Source organism: Streptomyces sp. NPDC052064 (assembly GCF_055585925.1).
The window spans coordinates 197,765-223,119 of record NZ_JBVJJE010000008.1 but is presented as its reverse complement, the minus strand read 5'-3'; the positions used below and the strand labels follow the sequence as shown (position 1 = coordinate 223,119).

Sequence of the window (25,355 nt, the reverse complement as noted above, 5' to 3'; positions counted from 1 at the left end):
GACAGATCGGTTTACCCGTTCCCCGCCCACTATACAGATCGGTATACTCGGGTGTCATGGGTACCACCGCCGACAACCCGCGCCGGATCACGATGACGCCCGCCGCCCGTCGCGTCCTGGCGGCGGCCGCCGGGCTGTTCTACGAGCGCGGCATCCACGCCGTCGGAGTCGACCTCATCGCCGCCGAGGCCGGGGTGACGAAGAAGACCCTCTACGACCGGTTCGGCTCCAAGGAGCAGATCGTCGTGGAGTACCTCGCGGACCGCGACGAGCGCTGGCGGGCCTTCCTCGCCGAACGCCTCGACGCGGCCGGACCCGAGCCGGGGGAGCGCGTCCTGGCGGTCTTCGACGCCTCGCGCGCGTGGGCGGCGGAGCTCAGCCCCAAGGGGTGCAGCATGGTCAACGCCCACGCCGAGATCAGCGACCCCGCCCACCCGGCCCACCCGATCATCACCGGGCAGAAACAGTGGATGCTCGCCCTCTTCACCCGACTCGCCTCGGACATCGCCCCCGAGGGAGCCGACACGCTGGCCCGGGCGCTGATGCTGCTGCACGAGGGAGCGCTCGTCGCGCACGGCCTGGGCATCTTCCCGGACGCCGTCGCCCAAGCCCGCGAACAGGCGCGCGCGCTGCTCGCATAGCGGACGGAATCCGTCCTACTGGGTCCCTACGGTGGTGCCATGACCACCTCCGGAGACCCTCTCCCCTTCGCGACCGTCGCCGAACTGGACTCCTGGCTGACCGCACACCCCGCCCCGCATCCCGGCCTCTGGGTCAAGGTCGCCAAGAAGGGTTCGGGCATCCCCTCCGTCAGTGCCGCCGACGTCAACGACGTGGCGCTGTGCCACGGGTGGATCACCGGGCAGCGCAAGGGACTCGACGAGTCGTACTACCTCCAGCGGATCACCCCGCGGCGTCCCGGCAGCCTCTGGTCCATGGTCAACGTCCGGCGGGTCGAGGAGCTGACCGCCGCCGGGCGGATGCGACCCGGCGGGCTCGCGGAGGTGGCGGCCGCGCGGGCGGACGGCCGGTGGGAGGTGGCGTACGCGTCCCAGCAGGAGGCCGAGGTCCCGGAGGACCTCGCCGCGGCACTGGAACAGAACCCGCGGGCCGCCGCGGCCTTCGAGGCGCTCGGGCGTACGGACCGGTACCTGGTGATGCTCGGCGTGCTCCGCGCCCGGACCCCGCGGAGCCGGGCGGCGCAGGTGGCGGCGGCGGTCGCGAAGCTGGAGGCCGGCCGGACGGCCCGATAGGGCAGGGGAAGGGCCCGGCACCGTACGGCACCGGGCCCACGAGCTGTGCGGCGGGTCAGAGTGTCGACGCCGCCGAGGCGATGGCGGAGGCGAACGTCGAGACCTCCGTGTAGACGCCGGGTGCCTCGGGCCGGGCGCAGCCGTCACCCCAGCTGACGATGCCGACCTGGATCCAGGCACCGGCGTTGTCCTTGCGGAACATGGGGCCGCCGGAGTCGCCCTGGCAGGTGTCGACACCGCCCGCGTCGAAGCCGGCGCAGATCTCCTCGTTCGCGACGAGGCCGCTGTAGAGACCGCCGTAGGCCTTGCAGGCGGCGTCGCTGACGAACGGCACGGTCGCCTTCAGCAGGTAGCGCTGCTGGGAACCGCCCTCACGGTTCGCGCCCCAGCCGGCGACGGTGAAGTCACCGGTGTTGTACTGCGCGGTGGTGGCGATCTTCAGGGTCGGCAGGTTGATGGGCTGGGCGAGCTTGATGAGCGCCCAGTCCTTGCCGGTGCCGTTGTAGCCGGGGGCGCGGAGCACCTTGGTGGAGCGGACCTGGACCCGGCCGCTCGTGGACTGGAGGTCGGCGACCCCCGCGGTGGCGGTGATGCCGGTGTTGTTGCCGGAGCTGCCCACGCAGTGCGCGGCCGTGAGCACGATCTGCTGCGTGTAGAGCGCGCCGCCGCAGCCCATGGAGAGCCGGACCATGAACGGGAACTCGCCCTGCGCGGCCCGCGTCCCGCCGACGACGGGCGACGGGGCGGCCTGCGCGGCGGAGACGGGCTGAAGACTGGCGATCGCGAGCGCGGCGGCCCCGAGGGCCGCGCATCTCTTGAGGGCCGTGAGGAGTCTCTTCAACGTGATGCCTTCCGTGGGGGGTTGACCTGGGGAGATGTGCAACCGAAGCATCAGATTGACGAGTGCATGTCAGCAGCAAGGACAAAAAGAACGGTCCTGTGCTGGCATGGACCGGTCAAAATTGTGCTGCTGGATTATGGGAACGCGGGCCGTTCTCGCACAAGGGGCCCGATTCGGCCATGCCGTAAGGGCCGGGGCTCCTACGGCATGGCCGCCGGTGTCGGGCGTGGCCCGGGTCAGGCGTTCCTGATGGCCGAGATGTCGAAGTTGAGCTTGATCTTGTCGGAGACCAGGACACCGCCGGTCTCGAGGGCGGCGTTCCAGGTCAGGCCCCACTCTGAGCGCAGGATCTCCGCCTTGCCCTCGAAGCCGACGCGCTCGTTGCCGAAGGGGTCCTTCGCGGCGCCGTTGAACTCGAGGTCGATGGTGAGGGGGCGGGTCGTGCCGAGGATCGTCAGGTCGCCGGTGATGCGGTAGTCGTCGCCGCCGAGGGCCTCCGCCCTGGTGGAGCGGAACGTCATGGTCGGGAACTCGTCCGCCTGGAAGAAGTCCGAGCTCTTGAGGTGGCCGTCGCGGTCGGCGTTGCCCGTCTCGATGCTGTCCATCACGACGTCCAGGGAGGCCGTGGACCGCGAGGGGTCGGCGCCGTCGAGGTGGAGCGTGCCCGTGAAGTCCTGGAAGCTGCCCTTGACGTTGGTGACCATGGCGTGTCGCGCGACGAAGCCAAGCGTCGAGTGCGCGGGGTCGATCGTGTAGTCGCCGGTCAGGGCGGCCAGGTCCGGGCGCACGGCGTCGGTCGTGGCGGTCTCGGTGTCCTTGCGGCTGAAGATGCTCATGGGGTACGCCTCCTGCGGTGAATGTTGAACGTTGAACTATGTAACGCGACCCACCGTAGACCTATTCCGGTTCAACGTTCAACATTATTGACGGATGTGTCGGCCGTCCGTCCGCCGGTGCTGTTCGCGGGACGGCCGGACGCGACCGAGGGCGTGCGCGGCCGGGCCGTGCACCTCGCCGGGTGCCCCCGCGTGACCCGGCGCGGCCGGTCCGTGTACCGCCCATACCGCCGCCTGGCGGCACCGGGCGGCACGCAGGGGTGGTCCTGTCGCATCTCATGCGCAAGGGCCCGGCCGGCAGGCCGCCCACGGCCCGGCGCGCGCCGGACCGGGTGAGCCCGGCCCGCCGGAACGGCCTCAGCACTGGCGAGGGGCCCCGTGGTGGCGGTGTCCTGGAAGACGAGGTTCCGTTTCAAGGGACCGGTATGAAGACAGAAGAGGTTCCGTTCCCAGGAACCCGCACGAAGACAGCCGAGACCACGGCGGACGTAACAGCGCAGGGAGACCGACCGATGACACTCACCGGCTCCGGCTCGGCCTACGACCCACCGGCGGGCGCCGCCCCGCGCCGTCCCGCGGCCCCCTCCCCGGTGGGCGAGCACGGGCCGCCGCGGCGACTGGACCGGCGCGTGGCCCTCGTCACCGGGGCCTCCTCGGGCATCGGGGCGGCCACGGCACTGCGATTCGCCATGGACGGCTGGCAGCTGCTCCTCACCGGGCGCGACCGGCACCGCCTGCAGCAGACGGCGTCCGGCACCTCGGCCGTCGTGCTGCCCGCCGACCTCGCCGCCCCGGGCGGTCCGCGCCTGCTGGCCCAGTCCGCGCTGCATACGACCGGCCGGGTCGACGTCCTGGTGGCCGGGGCGGGCATCGGCTGGGCGGGCCCGTTCGCCGCCATGCCGCACACCGACATCGACCGGGTGCTGACCCTGGACCTCAATGCCACGCTCCACCTCGTGCGCGAGGTGCTGCCCTCCATGATCGCGGCCGGGCGGGGCCGGGTGGTGCTGATCAGCTCGATCGCGGGCTGCGTGGGCGTACCGGAGGAAGCGGTGTACTCCGCCGCCATGGCGGCTCTGGCCGCCTTCTCCGAGGCGCTGCGCCAGGAACTGCGCGGCACGGGCGTGGGCGTGACCCTCGTGATGGCCGGCCCCGTCGACACGGCCTTCTTCGCCCGCCGCGGCAGGCCCTACGACCGCTCCCACCCCCGGCTGGTCTCGCCCGGCTGCGTCGCCGGTGCCGTCTGGGAGGCCGTACGCGAGGACCGCGACCAGGTCTACATCCCTGCCTGGCTGGCCCTCCCGGACCGCCTCCGCGCCCTGGCCCCGAGGGCGTTCAGGCGCCTGCTGAACCGCTTCGGCTGACCCGGCCGCACATTCGATGCCCTGCTCCACCGTTTCGACTGACCCGGACTCATCCCCGGGGCGCGTTCCGCCGTTCCGGTCACTTCGGCCGGATCCTCCGTTCAGGTGACCGCCTCCCCGTGGTAGGGCATGGGCATGACTCCCCAGCGTCGCGTCTTCTCCCGCCGTACGGTCAAGGCCGCAGCCCTGCCCGGCCCCGGCCGCCGCGCCCTGCTGCTCGCGGCCGCGGCCCTGGCGGCGACGGGCGGCGCGGCGCCCACCCCCCGTGGCGCCGACGCTCCCGACGCCGACGCTCAGGGCCCAGGCGCCGACCCGTACGACACCCTCCGCCGGCGCTGGCTCGGCATCGCCCTCGGCACCGGCTACGACCCGTCCGCGGAACCGTACGCCTCCCGCCTCGCGGAGACCGGCGCACTCGCCCGCGGCCTGCACTCCACCATGACCCCGGCCGCGTACTCCCTCTGGCCCGGCCACCCCTTCGACGCGCCGGCCGGCATCACCATGAGCTACAGCCGCCTGTGGACCATGACCCAGGCCTACGTCCAGGAGGGCACCGGCTCGACCGCCGACCCGGACCTCCTCGCCGGCATCCTGCGCGGCCTCGACCACCTCTCCGCCACCGTCTACAACCCCGCCACCACCCGCTACGGCAACTGGTGGGAATGGCAGATCGGCAGCCCGCGCCTGCTCACCGACATCACGGCCGCCCTCTACGACCAGCTGGGCGACACCCGGGTTCAGGCCACCTGCGCCGCCGTCGACCACTTCGTCCCCGACTCGGCCCTCGGCGACTACTCCGGCACGTCCACCGGCGCCAACCGCGTCGACCTGTGCCGCTCCGTCGCCCTGCGCGGCATCCTCGGCCGGGCGCCGGGCAAGATCGCCCTCGCCCGCGACGCGCTCTCCCCGGTCTTCCCGTACGTCACCCGGGGCGACGGCCTCTACGCCGACGGCTCCTTCGTCCAGCACACCTGGGTCGCCTACTCGGGCACATACGGCCAGGTCATGCTCGACGGCCTCGGCCGTCTCTTCGCCCTGCTCGCCGGATCCGACTGGGCGGTCACCGACCCCAACCGGCAGATCATCCTCGACAGCGTCGAGCACGCCTACGCACCGCTCATCCACGACGGGCTGGTCATGGACAGCGTCAACGGCCGGGCCATCAGCCGCGGTCACCTCACCGCCGACGACCGCAAGGTCATGCGCAGCGACCACTTCCACGGCCAGCAGCTCATCGCGGCCATCGCGCTCCTCGCGGCCGGCGCGAGCCCAGCGGAACGCGACCGCTGGCACGCCCTTGTCAAGGGCTGGATCGAACGGGACACGGTCACCCCGATCCTGACGGCACGCCAGTTCGGCGTGGCCGGCCTGGCCCGGCTGCACGCGATCGCAGCCTCGCCCCTCCCGGCCGCACCCGAGCCGACCGGCCACCGCCTCTTCGCCGCCATGGACCGCGCCGTCCACCGCCGCCCCGGCTTCACCGTGAACATCGCCATGGCCAGCGACCGCATCGCGCACTACGAGTGCGGCAACGGCGAGAACCCACGCGGCTGGCACACCGGCGCCGGCATGGTGAGCTGGTGGGCAGGGGCGAGCGACCAGTACACGGACTGGTTCTGGCCGACCGTGGACTGGTACCGCCTGCCCGGCACCACCGTCTCCACCAAGCGCCTCGCCGACCGGGAAGGCGGCGAGTGGGGAACGGCCCGCCCGGACGCGCGCTGGGTCGGCGGCACCACCGACGGCGAGTACGCCGTGCTCGGCCAGCACCTCAAGGGCCTCGGCTCCACCCTCCAGGCCCGCAAGTCCTGGTTCTGCGTCGCGGACGCGGTGATCTGCCTTGGCGCCGGGATCAACTGCGCCGACGGCGTCCCGGTGGAGACGATCGTCGACAACCGCAACCTCGGCGCGTCCGGCACCCAGGCCTTCGTACGGGGCCCGGACTGGGCCCACCTGGAGGACCACGGCGGCTGGGTGCTGCTCGACGGCGAGCCGAAGGCGCTGCGCGAGGACCGCACCGGCGCCTGGTCCGACATCAACACCGGCAGCACACCGGAGCGGCGCACCCGCCGCTGGCAGACCCTATGGCTCGACCACGGCACCGACCCGAAGCACGCCACCTACGCCTACGTCCTCATGCCCGGCGCGTCCCGCCGCGCGGTCGCGCGCCGCGCCGCCGACCGGCGCTGGATGTCGGTCCTCGCCAACGACGCCGGCCGACAGGCGGTCACCGTTCCCTCTCTCGGCCTCACGGCCGCGAACTTCTGGCAGGCCGGCACGGCGGGCCCGCTCGCCGCCTCCGCCGGCGCGAGCGTGCTGACCGTCCGCCGGGGTCGTACCGCGACCCTCTGCCTGAGCGAACCGCCCCGCACGGGTGAACCACTGGAAATCACTTGGAACCGCCCGGTCCGCCGGGTCGGCCACGCGGACGCGACGGTCGAAGTACTCTCCACAGGCCGCCGACTGCGCGTGCGTGTCACCCCGGGGGAGGCATGTTCCACCCACATCTGTGAGGTGACTCTCGGCTGACGGCTTTGTCCGACCCCTACAAGCCACACGCCCCCTGAGCAGTCAGAAAGGCTGCACCCCGCCATGGTTCTGTTCAGGGGTGCCAGGAAAACACGCCGGAGACTGTGAGGAGTCGACGGCTCGCAATCCTTGGTTGGCTTCGTAAGGTCACTACATGACCGTTTTGGATGAGGCGCCGGGTGAGCCGACCGACGCGCGCGGACGCGTAGCCGAACTGCACGAGATTCGTGCGCAGGCGGTGGCCGGACCGAGCGAGAAGGCGACCAAGGCGCAGCACGCCAAGGGCAAGCTGACCGCGAGGGAGCGCATCGAGCTCCTGCTCGACCCGGATTCCTTCCGCGAGGTCGAGCAGCTGCGCCGGCACCGGGCCACCGGCTTCGGCCTGGAGGCCAAGAAGCCGTACACCGACGGTGTGATCACCGGCTGGGGCACGGTGGAGGGCCGGACGGTCTTCGTCTACGCCCATGACTTCCGCGTCTTCGGCGGCGCGCTGGGCGAGGCCCACGCCACGAAGATCCACAAGATCATGGACATGGCCATCGCGGCCGGTGCCCCGCTGGTGTCGCTGAACGACGGCGCGGGCGCCCGCATCCAGGAAGGCGTCTCGGCGCTCGCGGGCTACGGCGGCATCTTCCAGCGCAACACCAAGGCGAGCGGGGTCATCCCGCAGATCTCGGTGATGCTGGGCCCGTGCGCGGGCGGCGCGGCCTACAGCCCGGCCCTGACGGACTTCGTGTTCATGGTCCGCGACACCTCGCAGATGTTCATCACCGGCCCGGACGTCGTCAAGGCGGTCACCGGCGAGGAGATCACACAGAACGGCCTGGGCGGCGCGGACGTGCACGCCGAGACGTCCGGCGTCTGCCACTTCGCCTACGACGACGAAGAGACCTGCATCGCCGAGGTCCGCTACCTCCTGTCCCTCCTGCCGCAGAACAACCGCGAGAACCCGCCGCGCGCGGAGTCCGCGGACGCGGTGGACCGCCGTTCGGACGTCCTCCTGGATTTGGTCCCGGCGGACGGCAACCGGCCGTACGACATGACCAAGGTCATCGAGGAGATCGTCGACGACGGCGACTACCTCGAGGTCCACGAGCGCTGGGCGCGGAACATCATCTGCGCGCTGGGCCGGATGGACGGACAGGTCGTCGGCATCGTCGCCAACCAGCCCCAGGTGCTCGCAGGTGTCCTGGACATCGAGGCCTCCGAGAAGGCGGCCCGCTTCGTCCAGATGTGCGACGCCTTCAACATCCCGATCGTCACCCTTCTGGACGTCCCCGGCTTCCTCCCGGGCGTCGATCAGGAGCACGGTGGCATCATCCGCCACGGCGCGAAGCTCCTCTACGCCTACTGCAACGCGACCGTGCCGAGGATCTCGCTGATCCTGCGCAAGGCCTACGGAGGTGCGTACATCGTCATGGACAGCCAGTCCATCGGTGCCGACCTCACCTACGCCTGGCCGACCAACGAGATCGCTGTCATGGGCGCTGAGGGTGCGGCCAACGTCATCTTCCGCCGCCAGATCGCCGAGGCCGAGGACCCCGAGGCCATGCGGGCCCGCATGGTCAAGGAGTACAAGTCCGAGCTGATGCACCCCTACTACGCGGCCGAGCGCGGCCTGGTCGACGACGTCATCGACCCCGCGGAAACCCGCGAGGTGCTGATCAAGTCCCTCGCGATGCTCCAGACCAAGCACGCCGATCTGCCCTCCCGCAAACACGGCAACCCTCCGCAGTAACACGGCGGACATCTCTCTCACGGAGACTGACACCCATGGACACCCCTGACATCCGCGTCGAGAAGGGCCACGCCGAGCCCGAGGAAGTCGCCGCCATCACGGCGATCCTCCTGGCCCGCGCCGCTGCCCGCCCCACGGACCCGACCCCGACGCACCGCGGCCGCGTGAAGGCCGGCTGGCGTCGCCTGGAGCGCGAGCCCGGCTTCAGGGCGCCGCACAGCTGGCGCTGAGTTCTGCAACGCGCTCACGGCCCCGTTCTCCTTCGGGAGGGCGGGGCCGTGGTGTGTGCCCTGTGCCCGGCGGATGGTGACGTTCACGCCGGGGATGCGCTCGTCGCGCCCCGCCCTCCCGGAAAACACCTGCGGCCCCCACTCCTCCCACAAGAGGAACAAGGGCCGCGAGGCGAACGTGCCGATTACCGCAGGCGTGCCATCAGCGCGTGCTCTACCAGCGTGATCAGCGCCGACTTCGCGTCCGCGCGGTGGCGGGCGTCGGTCGTGATGATCGGGGTGTCCGGCCCGATCTGGAGAGCTTCCCGCACCTCGTCCGGCGTGTAGGGCTGCTGGCCGTCGAAGCCGTTCAGGGCGATGACGAACGGCAGGCCGCTGTTCTCGAAGTAGTCGACGGCCGGGAAGCAGTCGGCGAGCCTCCGGGTGTCGACCAGCACGATCGCGCCGATGGCGCCGCGCACCAGGTCGTCCCACATGAACCAGAAGCGGTCCTGGCCCGGCGTACCGAAGAGGTACAGGATCAGGTCCTGGTCCAGGGTGATACGGCCGAAGTCCATGGCGACCGTCGTGGTCGTCTTGTCCCCGGTGTGGGTGAGGTCGTCGATGCCCGCCGAAGCGGACGTCATGACGGCCTCCGTGCGCAGCGGATTGATCTCCGAGACGGCGCCGACGAACGTGGTCTTGCCCACGCCGAAGCCGCCCGCCACCACGATCTTCGCGGACGTGGTGGAGCGGGAAGGCCCTCCGCTAGAGCTTGCGAAGTCCACTGAGCACCCTTTCGAGCAGTGTCACGTCTGGCTGGCCGCCGGCGTTCTCGTCGCCGCCGGGCTGATGAATGGCGACCAGTCCCGCCTCCGCCAAGTCGGCGACGAGGATCCTGGCCACGCCGAGAGGGATCGTGAGGAGCGCCGAGATCTCGGCGACCGACTTGATTTCCCGGCAGAGGTTGCAGATCCGCTGATGCTCGGGCAACTGGCCCTGCATCTGGTGCGGCTGCGCGGTGGTGTGTACCAGCGCCTCGATGGCGAGCTGGTAACGCGGGCGGGTCCGGCCACCGGTCATGGCGTACGGACGCACCAGCGGGTTGTGGTTGTTCGACGCCCCGCCGGGCGCCGGCTCTGGGGTGCGGCGCTGCGGCTGCACGGGCTGGATGCGCGGGGCCGGCGGCTGGTCGTACGGCGACGGGCCGGGGCCCTGCGGCGCGTACGGCTGCCGGTGGGTCGGTGCGGAGGGGAAGTTGTAACGGTTCGGGTTCTGCCCACCGTCGCCCTGGCCCTGGGCAGGGCCGTACGACCAGTTGCCCGAAGACGAACCGCCTGGGGGTGTTGCCACTTTCTCCTCCTCCGACTGTGCCTGGCACCCATCGCTGTGGAGCCGCGTCCCGAAACCTTACGGCCACGGGACGCCAAAACGCACCGTCCGTCTGTTAGTTGAGCAGGCTCCCCTGGAGCTCCGCACGAAGGTCCGGTGTCAGGACCGTACCGGCTCGGTCAACCAGCAGCGCCATCTCGTATCCGATGAGGCCGATGTCCGCCTCCGGATGTGCGAGAACCGCGAGCGACGAGCCGTCGGAGATGGACATGATGAAGAGGAATCCCCGCTCCATCTCCACAACCGTCTGATTGACGCTTCCACCCTCGAAGATCCGGGAGGCGCCTGCCGTCAGAGACGTCAGACCGGAGGCGACGGCCGCGAGCTGGTCGGCGCGGTCGCGGGGGAAGCCTTCGGACATCGCCAGAAGGAGTCCGTCGGCGGAGACCACCACCGTGTGGGACACCCCCGGGGTGTTCTCCACGAAGTTGGTGATCAACCAGTTCAGGTTCTGTGCCGCCTGGCTCATCGGGCTCACACTAACGCTCCTGGTTGTAGGTGCTGTCAGGACCGAAGCCCTGGCCGTTCGTTTCACTGCCTGCGCTGCGGCCTCGCTGGACGCCGCGGCGCAGGTTGCTCAGCCTGCCCCGGACGTCCTCCGGGGCGCGGGAGACCTGTGGGCCTCCCTGGGGAGTGCTCTCGGCGGCTCCCTCGATCAGGTTGGCCTTGGGTACCCGCCGTGGCAGGCCCGAGGAGGTGACCCCGCCCGCCTTGGGCTTCCGGAGCTGCGAGGCCTGCTGCCACCGCTCGTCGTTGGCCGAGCGCCAGTCGCTGTCGCCGTTGCTCTCCGGGGTGGAGGCCGGAGGCTCCTGGCTCGCGTGCCGGGCGCCGCCCGTGCCGTTCGCACCGTTCGCGGCGGACCCGCGGCGGGGAAGCCCGGCGTCGGTCACCGAGGGTGCGGCGGAGTGGGCCGGTCCCGGACGGTCGAAGCCTACGCGGTCCTGCTCACTCGCGTCAGCGGCCTGCGCAGATTCCGTTTCCTGGGCCTGAGAAGGGTACTGGTTCGGGTAGCCGTTCCGGTAACCGTCCTGCTGGGGCCAGTCGTCCTGGTGGCGCCGCTGCTCGAACGCGGGGAAGCCGCCGGGCGCACCCGGGCCCGAGGGCTCCTCCTGGGCCGGCTCCGCATAGGAGGAGGGCTCCGGGTAGCCGCCGTTCGGCGAGAAGGTGTCGTTCTGCGGCAGACCGCCGTTCGGCGCGTAGTACTGATCGTCGTACGCCGTCGGCCGCTGCTCCTGGTACGAAGCCTGCTGCTCCTCGTACGACGCCCGCTGCTCCTCGTACGGCGCCTGACGGTCGTACGCGGACGGCTGCTGCTCCGGGTAGCCGGTCTGGCCCGTGTCGTAGGCCTGGCCCGTGTCGTAGGCCTGGCCGGTGTCGTAGCCCTGCTGCCCGTGGAACTCCTCGCCGTATCCGGGCGTCTCGCCCTGCTCCTGGTTGTTCTGCCCGGGCAGGGCGGGCTGCTGGTGCGACTGGGCCTCCAGGGCCGCCCGGCGCTCCTCGCGCATCAGGGAGCGGCCGACGGGGTCCAGCTCGCGTATGTCGTCGGGGACGTCGGAGTAGCGGCTGTCGTCGAAGCCGAGCTCTGCCGCTGTGCGCATGGGCTGCTGGTTGAAGTTCTCGCCGCCGAAGTTCTGCTCCGGGATGATCTGCGAGACGGTGAACTCGTCGCGGTCCACGTGCTGCTCGCCGCCACCACCGTGGGTGATCGCGTCGGGCAGCATGACGAGCGAGGTCGTGCCGGCCTGCTCGCCCGAGGGACGCAGCTGGACGCGGATGCCGTGCCGGTCGGACAGCCGGCCGACCACGAAGAGGCCCATGCGCTGCGAGATCGCGGCGTCCACCGTCGGTGGGTTGGCCAGCTTGTGGTTGATGTCCGCGAAGTCCTCGGCGGTCAGGCCGATGCCCTTGTCGTGGATCTCGATCATGACGCGGCCGTCGGGGAGACGGGTCGCGGTGACGCGGACCTTGGTCTGCGGGGAGGAGAACGTCGTCGCGTTCTCCAGCAGCTCGGCGAGCAGGTGCACGAGGTCGGTCACGGCCCGGCCGTGGATCTCGGCCTCGGGGACGCCGGACAGCTCGATGCGCTCGTACTGCTCCACCTCGGAGGAGGCGGCGCGCAGCACGTCGACCAGCGGGACCGGCTGGTCCCAGCGGCGGCCGGGCTCCTCGCCGGCGAGGACGAGGAGGTTCTCGCCGTTGCGGCGCATACGGGTCGCGAGGTGGTCCAGGCGGAAGAGGTTCTCCAGCTGGTCCGGGTCGGCCTCGTTGTTCTCCAGGTCGGTGATCAGGGTCAGCTGGCCCTCGATCAGTGACTGGTTGCGGCGCGAGAGGTTGGTGAAGATCGCGTTGATGTTGCCGCGCAGCAGGGCCTGCTCGGCGGCGAGCCGGACGGCCTCGCGGTGGACCTGGTCGAAGGCGCGGGCGACCTCGCCGATCTCGTCCGTGGTGGTGATCGGGATGGCCTGTACGCGGGTGTCGACGCGTCCGGGGTCGGTGCGGGAGAGCTGGTCGACCAGCATCGGCAGGCGCTGCTCGGCGATACCGAAGGCGGCGTTGCGCAGCTGGCGCATCGAGCGGCTCATCTGACGGGCCACCGCGCCGGCCAGGATGAAGGCGAGAAGCAGGGCGACCACGACGGCGGCACCGGTGATGTAGGCGTCGCGCTGGGCGCCGTCGGCGATGTCGGAGGCTTCGCTCACGGCCTTGTCGGCCATGTCCGCCTCGATCTTCTCGTAGGCGTTGAACCTGAGCGTGTTGACCGCCCACCAGTTCTCGGCGGTGATGCCCCTGTCGGCGAGGGCGGCGCGGGCGCTCGGGTCCGTGGTCTGGAGCGTCGCGACGGCCGAGACCATCGTCGTCGGGTTGGACGGCGGCGGGACGTAGTCCGGGTTCTTGGCCTTGGCCTCCCGGGCCATCGCGGCGCCGTCGGTCTTCATCTTCGCCTCGGCCGTCTCGAGCTTGGCCGCGTCCTCCTCGGTACCGCCGCCGATGTACTCCTCGATGGCGATGCGCTCGAGGTAGGCGTACGAGGACAGGGCGATGCGCTGGCTGGCGAGGTTGCCCTCGTCCGGGCCCGGCTTGGTCAGGATGTGCATGCCGATGGAGCGCTGGAGCGACAGGGCCGCCTTGGTGAGCTCGATGGCGTACACGGTCCGGCCGTAGCTGGTGATGTTGCCGGTGCCGAGGCCCAGCTCGTTGGCGAACTCCGTCAGCGGGTGGGCGACCTCGGTGTAGCCCTCCTCGGTCTGCACGCCCTTGAGCTTGGAGGTGTACGCGACCTGACGCAGGGTGGCGAGCTTCGGCTCCGCCTCGCGGAACAGCTTCAGGCGGCGCTCCAGGCCGGGCTTGGCCGGCATGCTCTGGGCCGCGGCGTCGAAGGCGTCGGCCGCCTCGTCGGTGGCCTTGCGGACCTGGGTGACGGTCGCCTTGTCCTGGGCGGTCTGGGCGCTGCCCTTCAGCAGGGGCGCCGCGGAGGTGTCGCGCTCGTTGTAGAGGGCGTTGGCGTACAGCAGGGACGCCCGCACCAGGCGCGCGGTGTTCTCCGCGTCCTCGGCCTCCTGCCAGGTGTCGATCGAGCTCTTCACCTGGAAGCCGCCCATGACGAGGCCGACCAGCACGGGTATGAGCAGGATCGCGTTGAGTCTGGTCGCCACACGCCAGTTGCGCGGGGAGAGACGGCCGCCGCTCTGGGCGGGCGCGGCCGATGGCTCCGAACCGGGCACGGGGGCGGGCGCCGCTGTGCGCGGCGGCGGGGTGAAGTTGCCCCGGGCCGACGGCTCGGGACTGTTCTTGCTTCGCCTCACTCGACCAACAACCTCTCGGCGGTCGGCACCAACGTTGTGCCGCAGTTTCTCAGAGCCCGGTACGCCATCGACTGACGAGTACGCCATTGACTATTGGGCAGTTCAGGCATTCCAGCACGACGACCTGCGCTCTTCCAAACAGTCCGGGGTGGGGATTCCGAGGGATGTAAGCCCCAGATAAAACGGTCATAAAGAGCGAGCCCCGCCAAAAGGCGGGGCGATTGTGCGCGCAGCGAGACCGGATGTGCGCGACGCGTGGCCGTACCACCAGATTCCTCTGCCGAAACGTTATGAACACCTTGGCCGACCGTGTCAAAGGACACAGTCGGCTCCGGTATATCTACGACAACTGCCGTATGGCGCTTCTGAATTGGGTGCTACCTCAGCCGTGCCATCAGAGCGTGCTCGACCAGCGTGATCAGCGCACTCTTCGCGTCGGCCCGGTGCCGGGCGTCCGTCGTGATGATGGGGGTGTCCGGCCCGATCTGGAGAGCTTCCCGCACTTCATCGGGGGTGTAGGGCTGCTGGCCGTCGAAGCCGTTGAGGGCGATGACGAACGGCAGGCCGCTGTTCTCGAAGTAGTCGACGGCCGGGAAGCAGTCGGCGAGACGGCGGGTGTCCACCAGCACGACGGCGCCGATGGCGCCGCGCACCAGGTCGTCCCACATGAACCAGAAGCGGTCCTGGCCCGGCGTACCGAAGAGGTACAGGATCAGGTCCTGGTCCAGGGTGATACGGCCGAAGTCCATGGCCACCGTGGTGGTGGTCTTGTCCCCGGTGTGCGTGAGGTCGTCGATGCCCGCGCTGGCGGAGGTCATCACAGCCTCCGTGCGCAGCGGGTTGATCTCCGAGACGGCGCCGACGAACGTGGTCTTGCCCACGCCGAAGCCGCCCGCCACCACGATCTTCGCGGACGTGGTGGAACGACCCGCGTCAGAGCTTGCGAAGTCCACTGAGCACCCTTTCGAGCAGTGTCACGTCCGGTGCACCGGTGGCATCGTCGCCGCCCGGCTGGTGGATCGCGACGAGACCGGCCTCCGCGAGGTCCGCGACCAGGATCCGTGCCACACCCAGCGGCATGTTGAGCAGCGCCGAGACCTCGGCGACCGACTTCACCTCACGGCACAGGTGGCAGATGCGCTGGTGCTCCGGGAGCAGCCCCATGAGCGCCGCGGGATCGGCGGTCGTGCTGATCAGTGCCTCGATGGCGAGCTGGTAACGCGGCCGCGTCCGGCCGCCGGTCATGGCGTACGGCCGGACCAGCGGCTGGTCGCCCTCGTCCTCGTACGGCTCCGCGTACGGATCATGAGAGGCGGGGGGCGGGGTCATGGGTCCTCCGGGCGGGACAGCAAGTCGGTCAGTCGAGCCGTCTGACGAGGCCTGTGTGGGGTGTGTGGCAGCCGGACGGTGATGTGGTGAGACGGGTGGTGCCGGGGCCGATCAATGGAGCAGACTGCCTTGGAGCTCAGCTCGCAGGTCGGGGGTGAGGACCGCGCCCGCGCGGTCGACCAGGAGCGCCATCTCGTAGCCGACGAGGCCGATGTCGCATTCGGGGTGAGCGAGGACGGCCAGGGACGAGCCGTCCGAGACGGACATGAGGAAGACGAATCCCCGCTCCATCTCCACGACCGTCTGCGCGACGTCGCCCCCCTCGAAGATCCGGGAGGCGCCTGCCGTCAGGGACGTCAGGCCGGAGGCGACTGCCGCGAGCTGGTCCGCGCGGTCGCGTGGAAAGCCCTCCGACATCGCCAGGAGGAGACCGTCGGCGGACACGACGACGGTGTGGGACACCCCTGGGGTGTTGTCCACGAAGTTGGTGATCAACCAGTTGAGATTCTGTGCCGCCTGGCTCATCGGACTCAACTAACGCTCCTGCTGGTGAGAGGGCCGAGGGAAGCTGCCGGTCTGGGTGGACCCGGCCTGACGACCCTGTGCAATACCGCGGCGGAGATTGGTCAGCCGACCGCGTACGTCATCGGGGGCACGCGAGATCTGCGGACCGCTCTGCTGGGGCTGCTGCTGTGCCGTGCCCGGAACGAGGTTCGCCCGGGGCACCCGGCGCGGCAGGCCGGAGGTGGTGACACCGCCGGCGGCGGGCTGGCGGACGCGCTCGGCCTGGCGGACGAGGTCGTCGTTCGGTGAGCTGCGCCAGCCGGCGGGGGCGGACCGCTGCGGACCGCTGGATCCCTGCGGCTGCTGCGGGTTCGGAGCCGAGCCGTCGCTCTGCGGCTGCTGTTCCTGCTGGCCGTGGAACCAGTTGGTCTCGAGCGTGTCGTACAGCGGCGTACGCCCGTCGCCCGGACCGGACGCCGGCGGCAGGGCCTCGGGCTCCTGCCGCGCGGGCCGTGCCTGCGGGGCGGGCGGACGCGGGGCGCCGAAGTCGGCCCCGCCCCGGGCGCCGTTGACCTGCGGCTGCTCGAACTGGCCCGTGCCCGCCGGGTCGGCCGGGGCGGCCGGACCGGGGAGGGTGGGCCGGCCGGAGCCGTTGTCCTGGCGGGACGCCGGGTACTGGCCCGTGGAGCCGTTGTCGTAGGACTGCGGAGCCGGGTACTGGCCGGTCGAGCCGTTGTCGTAGGACTGCGGAGCCGGGTACTGGCCGGTCGAGCCGTTGTCGTAGGACTGCGGAGCCGGGTACTGGCCCGTCGTGGACGACGGGTCGCGGCGGCCGGCCGGGGCGCCGAAGACGTCCGGGCGGACGAACTGGCCCGAACCCTGCGAGCCGTCCGTGCCGGGAAGGCCGAATCGGTCCGAGTGCTGGGGGCCGCCCGTGCCGTAGTCGGCCGGAGAGCCGGGGCCCTGTCGGTCGTCGTCGCGCGGAACGGCCGGGATCTCCGCCGTCGAGCCCGGGCCCTGGCGGTCGTCGATCCGCGGCATCGGAGAGGTACGGGAGACGTCCGGCTCGTCGTGCCCGCGCGGGGTGTCCAGGGAGGCACGCGGCACCGGCGGCTGGGCGTTCTCGTCGCTCCAGCTCGGCTGCGAGTCACCGCCGGGCAGCTCGGCCCGCGGACCGCCGCGCGGCGGCAGCTGCGGCCGACGGCCCTGCCCCTGCTCGGCGTTGCCCGGGCGCTGCTGGCCCCGGCCCTGCGGCCCGTTCGTACCCGCGGCCTGCAAACCCTGCGGGGCACCCGGCGCCTGACCGAACCCGGCACCGGCGGACGGGGGTGCCCCCTGCTCGAACGAAGCTGAGGGCTTGGGGGACGGACGGCCCTGCGACGGCGCGGGCGGAGCGCTCTGCTCGAACAACGACGGGGACTTGTCGGGACCCTGCGGTCCGCGCCCTCCGCCAGGCCGGCCACCGTCCGCGTCCCGCCCGGGCAGCGCGGCCCGCGGACCCTGGCCGGCACCGAGCCGGCCACCACCGGACGACGCACCGCCACCGAAGCCGCCGCCACCGGACGCACCGGCTCCGAGGGCGCCACCGCCCTGGCCGGCACCGGCGGCACGCCGGGCCGCGGCCGCACCGGCTGCGGCCTGCGCGGCGGCCGGACCGCCACCGCCGACGGACGGCTGGCCGGGCTGCTTGGGCTGGGGCTTCTTGCCGCCCTGGGCGACGTCGACGGGCAGCATGACCAGCGCGGTCGTACCACCGGAGTCGGACGGGCGCAGCTGGATGCGGATGCCGTGCCGCTGGGACAGCCGACCGACCACGAACAGACCCATGCGGCGGGAGACGGAGACGTCCACCGTCGGGGGAGAGGCGAGCCGCTCGTTGATCGCGGCGAGGTCCTCGGGGGAGAGGCCGATACCGGTGTCGTGGATCTCGATCAGCACACGGCCGTCGGGCAGCGCGTGACCGGTGACCTTGACCTTGGTCTGCGGCGAGGAGAACGAGGTCGCGTTCTCCAGCAGCTCGGCGAGCAGGTGCACGAGGTCGTTGACGACCCGGCCGGCCACCTCGGTGGTCGGCACGGAGGCCAGCTCGATGCGTTCGTACTGCTCCACCTCGGACGCGGCGGCACGCAGCACGTCGACCAGCGGCACCGGGCGGGTCCACCGGCGGCCGGGCTCCTCACCCGCGAGAACCAGCAGGTTCTCACCGTTACGGCGCATACGCGTGGCGAGGTGGTCGAGCTTGAACAGCGAGGACAGCTGGTCCGGGTCGGCCTCGCGGGACTCCAGCTCGGAGATCAGCGACAGCTGGCGCTGGATCAGCCCCTGGGAGCGGCGCGAGAGGTTGGTGAACATCGCGTTGACGTTGCCCCGCAGCAGGGCCTGCTCGGCGGCGAGGCGGACCGCCTCGCGGTGCACGTCGTCGAAGGCCGCGGCCACTCGGCCGATCTCGTCCCGGGAGTGCACACCGACCGACTCCACGGACGTGTCGACGTCCTGCGGGTCGGACTCGGACAGCTGCTTGACCAGCTCGGGCAGACGGTCGGAGGCGACCTTGGTCGCGGTCTCCTCCAGGCGGCGCAGCGAGCGGATCATGGAGCGGGCCACGACGAAGGCGCCGACCAGCGACACGCCGAGCACGATCAGGATCAGCGCACCGGAGATGATCGCGTCGCGCTCGGTGGCGCTGCGCAGCTCGCGGGCCTTCTGTTCCATCTCCTCGAGCAGCGTGTGCTCGATGTTCTTCATCTGCTGGATCTTGGTGGAGCTGTCGTCCAGCCAGTCGCGGTAGGACCGCTTGTCCTGCTGCGCGAGTCCGCTCGCGGAGACCAGGGCACGACCCGCGTAGGTGTCGGTGGCCTTGATCGTGGAGTTGCCGCCGTCCTCGATGGGCTTGAGCAGCTCGGCGGCGGCGTCCTCGCCGTAGATGCTCTTGAAGCTGCGGATCTCGGACTTCTGGCTCTCCAGGGCCGACTCGGCGTAGAGCCGGTCGTTCGGCGAGAGCTTGCCGGTCGTGGTGTTGCTCGCGGGCAGTGCCGCCGCGAGGGCCGCGCGCTGGATCGAGGAGTACTCCTTGGCGGAGGAGAACGCCGCGAGCGCACGCGTGCGCTGGATCATGTCCGGGTTGCTGGTCGCCTCGGCCATGTCCTGGGAGAGGTCGATCAGGTTCTCGATCAGACGGTGGTACGCCTCGACCGTCTGCGTGGAGTTGCCCTCGGAGGCGTAGGCGCTCTTGCGGATCTGCGCCAGGTCGCCCAGCTCGCCGGCGAGCTGGATGAGGTACTCGCGGACGCCCTTGAGGTTGCCTTCCTTGCTGGCGCTGTCGATCTCCTCGGAACTGTCGAGGAAGTTCTTCATCGCCCGGTCGGTCTTCTCGCGAAGACCCTTGACCGTGAAGTCGGTCGCCTTGCCGCCGTGCGCGAGCGGGCCCGCAGACTGGTCGCGCTCCTCCTGGAGGGCGGCGGACAGCTCGGTGGCCTGCTTGGTCATGTCCGTCAGCAGCTTCATGTTGTCGAGCTGCTGGATGTCGTCCATGGACTGGTTGATACGCAGCGCGCCCAGCGAGGTGGCCGCGACCACCGGGAGGGCGAGCAGCGAGACCAGACGGGTGGAGATGCGCCAGTTGCGCAGGGCTATTCGAGGGCCGGGGCCGGACGGGCCCGCCGGCGGCTTCAGGGCCGGGCTCGCGGACCCCGTGGGGGCCGACGCGCCGGGGCGCCCGGGGCGCTCCCCGCCGTCACCGGCGGGGCCCTGGTTCTGGGCGTGCTGGGGCGAGGGGCCGCCATTCATGGGGCCAGTCCCGCCGTGCGGCTCCGGCTCCGCCGAAGCGTTGCCATCCCTCTTGAAACGTCCCTGCACTAGCGTCGCAACCTCTGGACCAGGCGCCCCATCGCGTGAACGGCGGGACACGGTGTCGGCGTTCTGGGGACGCCCTGAGTACGCCCCCGTGGTGGTCGTGAGTGACCGGCGCTGGCTCCCCCTTCTCACCGCCACTCGGCGCGTCTGTGCGCCCCCTGTGCGCCGGCTCGATCCTGCGGCGGTCCGTGGCATTCCAGCACAGCACAGGATCTCCAACAAGGCTCGTAGGCCATGCCGTGACATAGGTGACAGCACGTGAGTGGCGAATCACCGGACGTAGAAAGTGAGTTCGCCTATTCCGGACATATGCCTGCGAGTTACCGAGGCGCGACCGGTGTCCCAGTCGCCATGATCAGCAGCAGAATGAGGGCTTCAGGGGGTCAATGTCCGTTTCGTCGAGGTGGCACGCAAGCCCGGAATGACCGATTCGCCCCCTGATTCGTGAGGAAACTCACATGCTGATCATGAGCTCCCCGCGATTGCGCCGGGAATCCCATGTTTAGCCTGACGCTTTACAGAGATGGCAAAACCGACAACCCGCGCCCGTGTGAGGGTCCTACGCGCCCTCCCCGCGCCCGTCACAGAACAGGGTCAAGTAAACAGTGAAGACGACGACGATGTTCCACAAGATCGCCAACCCGCGACGCACGACGCTGGCGCACCTGGACGACGCCGACGAACTGCAGACGCCGGAACAGCCGGAGCACCGCGTCGAACTCCCCACCCAGACTGCCAACCCCAAGCGCACCATCCTCACCGAGGTCCCCGTCGCGGCCGCCGCTGCCGCGGAGTGACACCGGGTAGTACGCACACCGGCCGCCGGATGCTCACGGCGGTGGGACACCAGCATCGAAGGGGCGCTCCGGCGAAGGGGCGCCCCTTCGTAATGCGCGCGGCGCGGACCCTTCCCCGCGTTAGCCTGGAGCGTCAGACTCCAGCCGCTTCAGTCAAGGGGCCAAGCATCCCGTGCGCATCGCCAGGTTCTCCATCGACGGGAACGTCGCCTTCGGCGCCATCGAGGGCGACAAGCAGGACGAGCTCGTCCTGGACATCATCAAGGGCATCCCGTTCGCGGACTTCGAGCTCTCCGGCACGAAGGTGCCGGTCGGCAAGGTCAGGTTGCTGCCGCCGGTGCTGCCCAACAAGGTCGTCGCCTTCGGCCGCAACTACAGCGAGCACGCGCGCGAGCTGGGCAACGAGGTGCCCGACGCCCCGTTCGCCTTCTTCAAGCCGTCCACCTCGGTGATCGGCCCCGGTGACGAGATCCAGTACCCCTCCTTCTCGGAGGAGGTGCACCACGAGGCCGAGCTGGCCGTGGTCATCGGCCGGATGTGCCGCGAGGTCCCGCGCGAGCGCGTCAAGGACGTGATCTTCGGTTACACCTGCGCCAACGACATCACCGCCCGCGACGTCCAGAAGCGCGAGAAGCAGTGGGCGCGGGCCAAGGGCTTCGACACCTCCTGCCCGCTCGGCCCCTGGGTGGAGACGGACCTGGACGCGAGCGACCTGACCATCCAGCTCAGGGTCAACGGCCAGCAGCGCCAGCTGGGCCGCACCAGCGAGATGATCCACTCCGTCGAGGACCTGATCGTCAACATCTCCGAGGCCATGACGCTGCTCCCCGGCGACGTGATCCTCACGGGCACCCCGGCTGGGGTCGGCCCCCTGAACGTCGGCGACGAGGTCGCCGTCACCATCGAAGGCATCGGCACTCTCACCAACAAGGTTGTCAAGCGTGGCTAGCGCACCCGGCTCCCCCGTACGCGTCCGTTTCTGTCCGTCGCCCACCGGTAACCCGCACGTGGGCCTGGTGCGCACCGCCCTGTTCAACTGGGCGTTCGCCAAGCACCACCAGGGCACCCTGGTCTTCCGCATCGAGGACACCGACGCGGCCCGCGACTCCGAGGAGTCGTACACGCAGCTGCTCGACTCGATGCGCTGGCTGGGCTTCGACTGGGACGAGGGCCCCGAGGTCGGCGGCCCGCACGCGCCGTACCGCCAGTCGCAGCGCATGGACCTCTACAAGGACGTCGCGGCCAAGCTGCTCGACGCCGGCCACGCCTACCACTGCTACTGCTCCCAGGACGAGCTGGACACCCGCCGCGAGGCCGCCCGCGCCGCCGGCAAGCCGTCCGGCTACGACGGCCACTGCCGCGCGCTGACCGACGCCCAGGTCGAGGAGTACAAGGCCCAGGGCCGGGAGCCGATCGTCCGCTTCCGCATGCCCGACGAGACGATCACCTTCACCGACCTGGTCCGCGGCGAGCTGACCTTCTCCCCGGAGAACGTCCCGGACTACGGCATCGTCCGCGCCAACGGCGCCCCGCTCTACACGCTGGTCAACCCGGTCGACGACGCCCTGATGGAGATCACCCACGTCCTGCGCGGCGAGGACCTGCTCTCCTCCACGCCGCGCCAGATCGCCCTGTACAAGGCGCTGATCGAGCTGGGCATCGCCCGGCAGATCCCCTCCTTCGGGCACCTGCCGTACGTCATGGGCGAGGGCAACAAGAAGCTCTCCAAGCGCGACCCGCAGTCGTCGCTGAACCTCTACCGGGAGCGCGGCTTCCTCCCCGAGGGCCTGCTCAACTACCTCTCGCTGCTCGGCTGGTCCCTCTCCGCCGACCAGGACGTCTTCACGATCGACGAGATGATCGCGGCCTTCGACATCGCGGACGTCAACCCCAACCCGGCCCGCTTCGACCTGAAGAAGTGCGAGGCCATCAACGGCGACCACATCCGCCTGCTGGACGTGAAGGACTTCACGGAGCGCTGCCGCCCGTGGCTGCAGGCACCGTTCGCCCCCTGGGCCCCCGAGGCCTTCGACGAGGCGAAGTGGCAGGCCATCGCGCCGCACGCGCAGACCCGCCTCAAGGTGCTCTCCGAGATCACCGACAACGTCGACTTCCTGTTCCTGCCGGAGCCGGTGGAGGACGAGGCCAGCTGGACGAAGGCCATGAAGGAAGGCTCGGACGCCCTGCTGCGCACCGCACGCGAGAAGCTGGAGGCGGCCGACTGGACCTCAGCCGAGTCGCTGAAGGAGGCCGTCCTGGCCGCCGGCGAGGCCCACGGCCTCAAGCTCGGCAAGGCCCAGGCCCCGGTCCGTGTCGCCGTCACCGGCCGCACGGTCGGCCTGCCGCTCTTCGAGTCGCTGGAGGTCCTGGGCAAGGAGACGACCCTGGCCCGGATCGACGCGGCGCTGGCGAAGCTGGCCGCGTAACGCACACATGGCGTAGATACACACGACGAGGGCGGCGTCCGGTTCGGGCGCCGCCCTCGTCGTGTCCGCCCAGCCGTCACCCGGAGTTCCTCCTTCCGGGCAACTGCCGACAGCCGAGGTGCCGTTGGATTCACGCTGTCCGGACCTCACGCTCTCCGGCACGCTGCCCCCGGGCTGAGAGCACCCGGCAGTGGGTACGGTCCGACCATGAGGATCCACGCTGTGGTCTGGGACGTCGATGACACCCTCTTCGACTACACGACCGCCGACCGTCTCGGCATGCGCGCCCACCTGACGGCCGAGGGCCTGCTCGACGACTACGACACCGTCGAGCAGGCCATCACCCGCTGGCGGGAGATCACCGACGTGCAATGGGCGCGCTTCGCGGCCGGTGAGGCCACCTTCGAGGACCAGCGGCGCGACCGCGTACGGGTGTTCCTCGGCCAGGACCTCACCGACGCCGAGGCCGACGCGTGGTTCAGGCGGTACCGCGCCCACTACGAGGCGGTCTGGGCCCTCTTCCCGGACGTCCTGCCCGTCCTCGACGCCCTCGCCGCCAGCCACCGGCACGCCGTGCTGTCCAACTCCAGCATCCATGTCCAGGACCGCAAGCTGCGCGTCCTCGGCGTCCACGACCGCTTCGAGAGCATCCTGTGCGCGGCCGAGCTCGGCGTCTCGAAACCCGAGGCCGGGGCGTTCCTCGCGGCCTGCGCCGCCCTCGGTCTGCCGCCGGACCAGGTCGCCTATGTCGGCGACCACCCGGAGATCGACGGGCGGGGGGCCGCCGACGCCGGGCTGCTGTCGGTGTGGATCGATCGCGGGGGTGCGTACGCCACGATCGACCCGCCCGTCGGGCCGCACCGCATCGCCTCCCTCGCCGAACTGCCGTCTCTGCTCGGCGCGGATACTCGTTTTGGAGCCCCGTCCACCTTCGGGTAATGTTCTTCCTGCGCCGCGGGGAGCGGGCCGGAAGGCAGGAACCTCAGGCGCACTACTAGAACAAGATCCCCTCAGGGGCTTGCGTTCCAGTGGCCTATGGTGTAATTGGCAGCACGACTGATTCTGGTTCAGTTAGTCTTGGTTCGAGTCCAGGTAGGCCAGCTCGCAGAGCTCATCTGCGCCAGCGGATTCCGATCCGCAAGCCCCCGTTGTGTAGCGGCCTAGCACGCTGCCCTCTCAAGGCAGTAGCGCCGGTTCGAATCCGGTCGGGGGTACTGGTTCCGGAAGATCGACGATCATCTCGGGACTGCTAGGGCCCCCGTTGTGTAGCGGCCTAGCACGCCGCCCTCTCAAGGCGGTAGCGCCGGTTCGAATCCGGTCGGGGGTACTGACTGGTCTAAACCACATTGGTCTATGGTGTAATTGGCAGCACGACTGATTCTGGTTCAGTTAGTCTTGGTTCGAGTCCAGGTAGACCAGCTCGGACCTGCGGAAACGCAGAGTCCAGGCCCCCGTTGTGTAGCGGCCTAGCACGCCGCCCTCTCAAGGCGGTAGCGCCGGTTCGAATCCGGTCGGGGGTACGTACCGGGAAGGCCCTCCACTTCGGTGGGGGGCCTTTTCGTACGTCCCTCAGGGGCGCGGGGAACTGCGCGAACAACCACCGACTGCCGACGCTCGACATGAAACCCCAAGCTGCCACTGCGCCTGGTCGGGGAAAGCCTGCCGCGGCGTTGAGGCCGACTCTCCCCGTAACGATCAGCCAGTACGTCGCAACGCCTCGGAGAGGCGCCCCGCCGCATCGATCACAGCCTGCGCATGCATCCGCCCCGGATGACGCGTCAACCGCTCGATCGGCCCGGACACCGACACGGCGGCCACCACACGGTTGGAAGGGCCGCGCACCGGCGCGGAGACGGACGCGACCCCCGGCTCGCGCTCGCCGATCGACTGGGCCCACCCCCGGCGCCGTACGCCCGACAGGGCCGTCGCCGTGAAGCGCGCGCCCTGGAGGCCGCGGTGCAGCCGCTCCGGCTCCTCCCAGGCCATCAGGATCTGCGCCGAGGAGCCGGCCTTCATCGTGAGCGTCGAGCCGACCGGGACGGTGTCCCGCAGCCCCGACAGACGCTCCGCCGCGGCGACGCAGATGCGCATGTCGCCCTGGCGGCGGTAGAGCTGCGCGCTCTCGCCCGTCACGTCACGGAGGTGGGTGAGCACCGGGCCCGCGGTGGCGAGGAGACGGTCCTCACCCGCGGCCGCGGCCAGTTCTGCCAGGCGAGGGCCGAGAATGAAACGGCCCTGCATGTCGCGCGCCACCATGCGGTGGTGTTCCAGCGCCACGGCCAGGCGGTGGGCCGTGGGTCGTGCCAGTCCGGTGGCACCGACCAGGCCCGCGAGGGTGGCCGGACCGGACTCCAGAGCGCTCAGGACGAGGGCCGCCTTGTCCAGAACGCCGACGCCGCTACTGTTGTCCATGAAACGATACTCGCGTCTCACTCTGTGAAACGCAAGTTCAAATTCTCGTGGAACCCGCCACTCTGGAAGA

21 protein-coding genes and 5 tRNA genes are annotated in these 25,355 nt (G+C 70.4%); 15 read left to right on the top strand and 11 right to left on the bottom strand.

Annotation, left to right across the window (positions count from 1 at the left end; all coding sequences use genetic code 11):
* The first annotated feature begins 56 nt into the window (after nucleotides 1-56).
* Both ACZ6TU_RS22965 and ACZ6TU_RS22960 read left to right on the top strand, forming a co-directional pair.
* The gene (locus tag ACZ6TU_RS22965) at nucleotides 57-641 is read left to right on the top strand and encodes a TetR/AcrR family transcriptional regulator (protein WP_469550649.1); all 585 of its coding nucleotides are present in this window, start codon (nucleotides 57-59) and stop codon (nucleotides 639-641) included.
* A 39-nt stretch (nucleotides 642-680) separates the two neighbouring features.
* Complete coding sequence (locus ACZ6TU_RS22960; RefSeq protein WP_469550646.1) at nucleotides 681-1,253, top strand: YdeI/OmpD-associated family protein; 573 nt, start codon at nucleotides 681-683, stop codon at nucleotides 1,251-1,253.
* A gap of 55 nt (nucleotides 1,254-1,308) precedes the next feature.
* Here the strand turns inward: ACZ6TU_RS22960 and ACZ6TU_RS22955 are convergent, their stop codons facing one another.
* Together ACZ6TU_RS22955 and ACZ6TU_RS22950 are read right to left on the bottom strand one after the other, a co-directional pair.
* On the bottom strand, nucleotides 1,309-2,094 hold the full coding sequence (locus ACZ6TU_RS22955; protein WP_467676897.1) for a S1 family peptidase: 786 nt from the start codon (nucleotides 2,092-2,094) through the stop codon (nucleotides 1,309-1,311).
* Nucleotides 2,095-2,330: 236 nt separating this feature from the next.
* Nucleotides 2,331-2,930: a YceI family protein gene (locus ACZ6TU_RS22950; RefSeq protein ID WP_467676899.1), complete on the bottom strand. Its 600-nt coding sequence runs from the start codon at nucleotides 2,928-2,930 to the stop codon at nucleotides 2,331-2,333.
* A 512-nt stretch (nucleotides 2,931-3,442) separates the two neighbouring features.
* Between ACZ6TU_RS22950 and ACZ6TU_RS22945 the strand changes: the two genes are divergently transcribed.
* The 4 genes from ACZ6TU_RS22945 to ACZ6TU_RS22930 all read left to right on the top strand — a co-directional run bounded on the left by ACZ6TU_RS22945 (nucleotide 3,443) and on the right by ACZ6TU_RS22930 (nucleotide 8,791).
* Nucleotides 3,443-4,294, top strand: a complete 852-nt coding sequence (locus ACZ6TU_RS22945; RefSeq protein ID WP_467676901.1) for an SDR family NAD(P)-dependent oxidoreductase — start codon at nucleotides 3,443-3,445, stop codon at nucleotides 4,292-4,294.
* 135 nt (nucleotides 4,295-4,429) lie between these two features.
* A complete protein-coding gene (locus ACZ6TU_RS22940) occupies nucleotides 4,430-6,823 on the top strand; it encodes a polysaccharide lyase 8 family protein (RefSeq protein ID WP_469550642.1) in 2,394 nt (797 codons plus the stop codon).
* Between the two features lie 154 nt (nucleotides 6,824-6,977).
* The gene (locus ACZ6TU_RS22935) at nucleotides 6,978-8,561 is read left to right on the top strand and encodes an acyl-CoA carboxylase subunit beta (RefSeq protein WP_467676905.1); all 1,584 of its coding nucleotides are present in this window, start codon (nucleotides 6,978-6,980) and stop codon (nucleotides 8,559-8,561) included.
* Between the two features lie 35 nt (nucleotides 8,562-8,596).
* Nucleotides 8,597-8,791, top strand: a complete 195-nt coding sequence (locus tag ACZ6TU_RS22930) for an acyl-CoA carboxylase subunit epsilon (protein WP_020271460.1) — start codon at nucleotides 8,597-8,599, stop codon at nucleotides 8,789-8,791.
* 185 nt (nucleotides 8,792-8,976) lie between these two features.
* Here the strand turns inward: ACZ6TU_RS22930 and ACZ6TU_RS22925 are convergent, their stop codons facing one another.
* The 8 genes from ACZ6TU_RS22925 to ACZ6TU_RS22890 form a co-directional block, all read right to left on the bottom strand.
* Nucleotides 8,977-9,558 carry a GTP-binding protein gene (locus ACZ6TU_RS22925; RefSeq protein ID WP_014675207.1) on the bottom strand — a complete coding sequence of 194 codons (582 nt, stop codon included), beginning with the start codon at nucleotides 9,556-9,558 and terminating at the stop codon, nucleotides 8,977-8,979.
* Complete coding sequence (locus ACZ6TU_RS22920) at nucleotides 9,539-10,123, bottom strand: DUF742 domain-containing protein (protein WP_467676907.1); 585 nt, start codon at nucleotides 10,121-10,123, stop codon at nucleotides 9,539-9,541. The genes ACZ6TU_RS22925 and ACZ6TU_RS22920 overlap by 20 nt, the downstream gene beginning before the upstream one ends.
* A 94-nt stretch (nucleotides 10,124-10,217) precedes the next feature.
* A complete protein-coding gene (locus tag ACZ6TU_RS22915) occupies nucleotides 10,218-10,631 on the bottom strand; it encodes a roadblock/LC7 domain-containing protein (RefSeq protein WP_055421938.1) in 414 nt (137 codons plus the stop codon).
* 10 nt (nucleotides 10,632-10,641) lie between these two features.
* Nucleotides 10,642-13,965: a nitrate- and nitrite sensing domain-containing protein gene (locus tag ACZ6TU_RS22910; RefSeq protein ID WP_469550637.1), complete on the bottom strand. Its 3,324-nt coding sequence runs from the start codon at nucleotides 13,963-13,965 to the stop codon at nucleotides 10,642-10,644.
* 377 nt (nucleotides 13,966-14,342) lie between these two features.
* Nucleotides 14,343-14,918, bottom strand: a complete 576-nt coding sequence (locus ACZ6TU_RS22905) for a GTP-binding protein (protein ID WP_020271455.1) — start codon at nucleotides 14,916-14,918, stop codon at nucleotides 14,343-14,345.
* Nucleotides 14,899-15,294, bottom strand: coding sequence for a DUF742 domain-containing protein (locus ACZ6TU_RS22900; RefSeq protein WP_053668780.1), 396 nt, complete (start codon nucleotides 15,292-15,294; stop codon nucleotides 14,899-14,901). The genes ACZ6TU_RS22905 and ACZ6TU_RS22900 overlap by 20 nt, the downstream gene beginning before the upstream one ends.
* A 111-nt stretch (nucleotides 15,295-15,405) precedes the next feature.
* Nucleotides 15,406-15,819, bottom strand: coding sequence for a roadblock/LC7 domain-containing protein (locus ACZ6TU_RS22895; protein ID WP_020271453.1), 414 nt, complete (start codon nucleotides 15,817-15,819; stop codon nucleotides 15,406-15,408).
* A gap of 9 nt (nucleotides 15,820-15,828) precedes the next feature.
* Nucleotides 15,829-19,653 carry a sensor histidine kinase gene (locus ACZ6TU_RS22890; RefSeq protein WP_469550632.1) on the bottom strand — a complete coding sequence of 1,275 codons (3,825 nt, stop codon included), beginning with the start codon at nucleotides 19,651-19,653 and terminating at the stop codon, nucleotides 15,829-15,831.
* Between the two features lie 602 nt (nucleotides 19,654-20,255).
* Between ACZ6TU_RS22890 and ACZ6TU_RS22885 the strand changes: the two genes are divergently transcribed.
* The 9 genes from ACZ6TU_RS22885 (at nucleotide 20,256) to ACZ6TU_RS22845 (ending at nucleotide 24,393) form a co-directional block, all read left to right on the top strand.
* Nucleotides 20,256-20,447 carry a hypothetical protein gene (locus ACZ6TU_RS22885; RefSeq protein WP_020270047.1) on the top strand — a complete coding sequence of 64 codons (192 nt, stop codon included), beginning with the start codon at nucleotides 20,256-20,258 and terminating at the stop codon, nucleotides 20,445-20,447.
* Nucleotides 20,448-20,619: 172 nt separating this feature from the next.
* Nucleotides 20,620-21,396, top strand: coding sequence for a fumarylacetoacetate hydrolase family protein (locus ACZ6TU_RS22880; RefSeq protein WP_467676913.1), 777 nt, complete (start codon nucleotides 20,620-20,622; stop codon nucleotides 21,394-21,396).
* Complete coding sequence (gltX, locus tag ACZ6TU_RS22875) at nucleotides 21,389-22,873, top strand: glutamate--tRNA ligase (protein WP_469550628.1); 1,485 nt, start codon at nucleotides 21,389-21,391, stop codon at nucleotides 22,871-22,873. Before ACZ6TU_RS22880 ends, gltX begins: the two co-directional genes overlap by 8 nt.
* Before the next feature lie 207 nt (nucleotides 22,874-23,080).
* Nucleotides 23,081-23,812, top strand: coding sequence for an HAD family hydrolase (locus tag ACZ6TU_RS22870; RefSeq protein WP_467676917.1), 732 nt, complete (start codon nucleotides 23,081-23,083; stop codon nucleotides 23,810-23,812).
* A 90-nt stretch (nucleotides 23,813-23,902) separates the two neighbouring features.
* Nucleotides 23,903-23,974, top strand: a tRNA-Gln gene (locus ACZ6TU_RS22865).
* Nucleotides 23,975-24,014: 40 nt separating this feature from the next.
* Nucleotides 24,015-24,087: transfer RNA gene (locus ACZ6TU_RS22860), tRNA-Glu, on the top strand.
* A 40-nt stretch (nucleotides 24,088-24,127) separates the two neighbouring features.
* A tRNA-Glu gene (locus ACZ6TU_RS22855) sits at nucleotides 24,128-24,200 on the top strand.
* 20 nt (nucleotides 24,201-24,220) lie between these two features.
* Nucleotides 24,221-24,292, top strand: a tRNA-Gln gene (locus ACZ6TU_RS22850).
* Nucleotides 24,293-24,320: 28 nt separating this feature from the next.
* A tRNA-Glu gene (locus ACZ6TU_RS22845) sits at nucleotides 24,321-24,393 on the top strand.
* Nucleotides 24,394-24,568: 175 nt separating this feature from the next.
* On the opposite strand, the gene ndgR is transcribed toward ACZ6TU_RS22845, so the two are convergent.
* Nucleotides 24,569-25,285: an IclR family transcriptional regulator NdgR gene (gene ndgR / locus ACZ6TU_RS22840; protein WP_020270051.1), complete on the bottom strand. Its 717-nt coding sequence runs from the start codon at nucleotides 25,283-25,285 to the stop codon at nucleotides 24,569-24,571.
* Nucleotides 25,286-25,355 lie beyond the last annotated feature (70 nt).

Coding starts and splice junctions, on each gene's coding strand:
- ACZ6TU_RS22915 (WP_055421938.1), bottom strand. CDS start 10,631: ATGAGCCAGGCGGCACAGAACCTGAACTGGTTGATCACCAACTTCGTG.
- ndgR (WP_020270051.1), bottom strand. CDS start 25,285: ATGGACAACAGTAGCGGCGTCGGCGTTCTGGACAAGGCGGCCCTCGTC.
- ACZ6TU_RS22960 (WP_469550646.1), top strand. CDS start 681: ATGACCACCTCCGGAGACCCTCTCCCCTTCGCGACCGTCGCCGAACTG.
- ACZ6TU_RS22895 (WP_020271453.1), bottom strand. CDS start 15,819: ATGAGCCAGGCGGCACAGAATCTCAACTGGTTGATCACCAACTTCGTG.
- ACZ6TU_RS22900 (WP_053668780.1), bottom strand. CDS start 15,294: ATGACCCCGCCCCCCGCCTCTCATGATCCGTACGCGGAGCCGTACGAG.
- ACZ6TU_RS22930 (WP_020271460.1), top strand. CDS start 8,597: ATGGACACCCCTGACATCCGCGTCGAGAAGGGCCACGCCGAGCCCGAG.
- ACZ6TU_RS22965 (WP_469550649.1), top strand. CDS start 57: ATGGGTACCACCGCCGACAACCCGCGCCGGATCACGATGACGCCCGCC.
- ACZ6TU_RS22950 (WP_467676899.1), bottom strand. CDS start 2,930: ATGAGCATCTTCAGCCGCAAGGACACCGAGACCGCCACGACCGACGCC.
- ACZ6TU_RS22945 (WP_467676901.1), top strand. CDS start 3,443: ATGACACTCACCGGCTCCGGCTCGGCCTACGACCCACCGGCGGGCGCC.
- ACZ6TU_RS22935 (WP_467676905.1), top strand. CDS start 6,978: ATGACCGTTTTGGATGAGGCGCCGGGTGAGCCGACCGACGCGCGCGGA.
- ACZ6TU_RS22870 (WP_467676917.1), top strand. CDS start 23,081: ATGAGGATCCACGCTGTGGTCTGGGACGTCGATGACACCCTCTTCGAC.
- ACZ6TU_RS22940 (WP_469550642.1), top strand. CDS start 4,430: ATGACTCCCCAGCGTCGCGTCTTCTCCCGCCGTACGGTCAAGGCCGCA.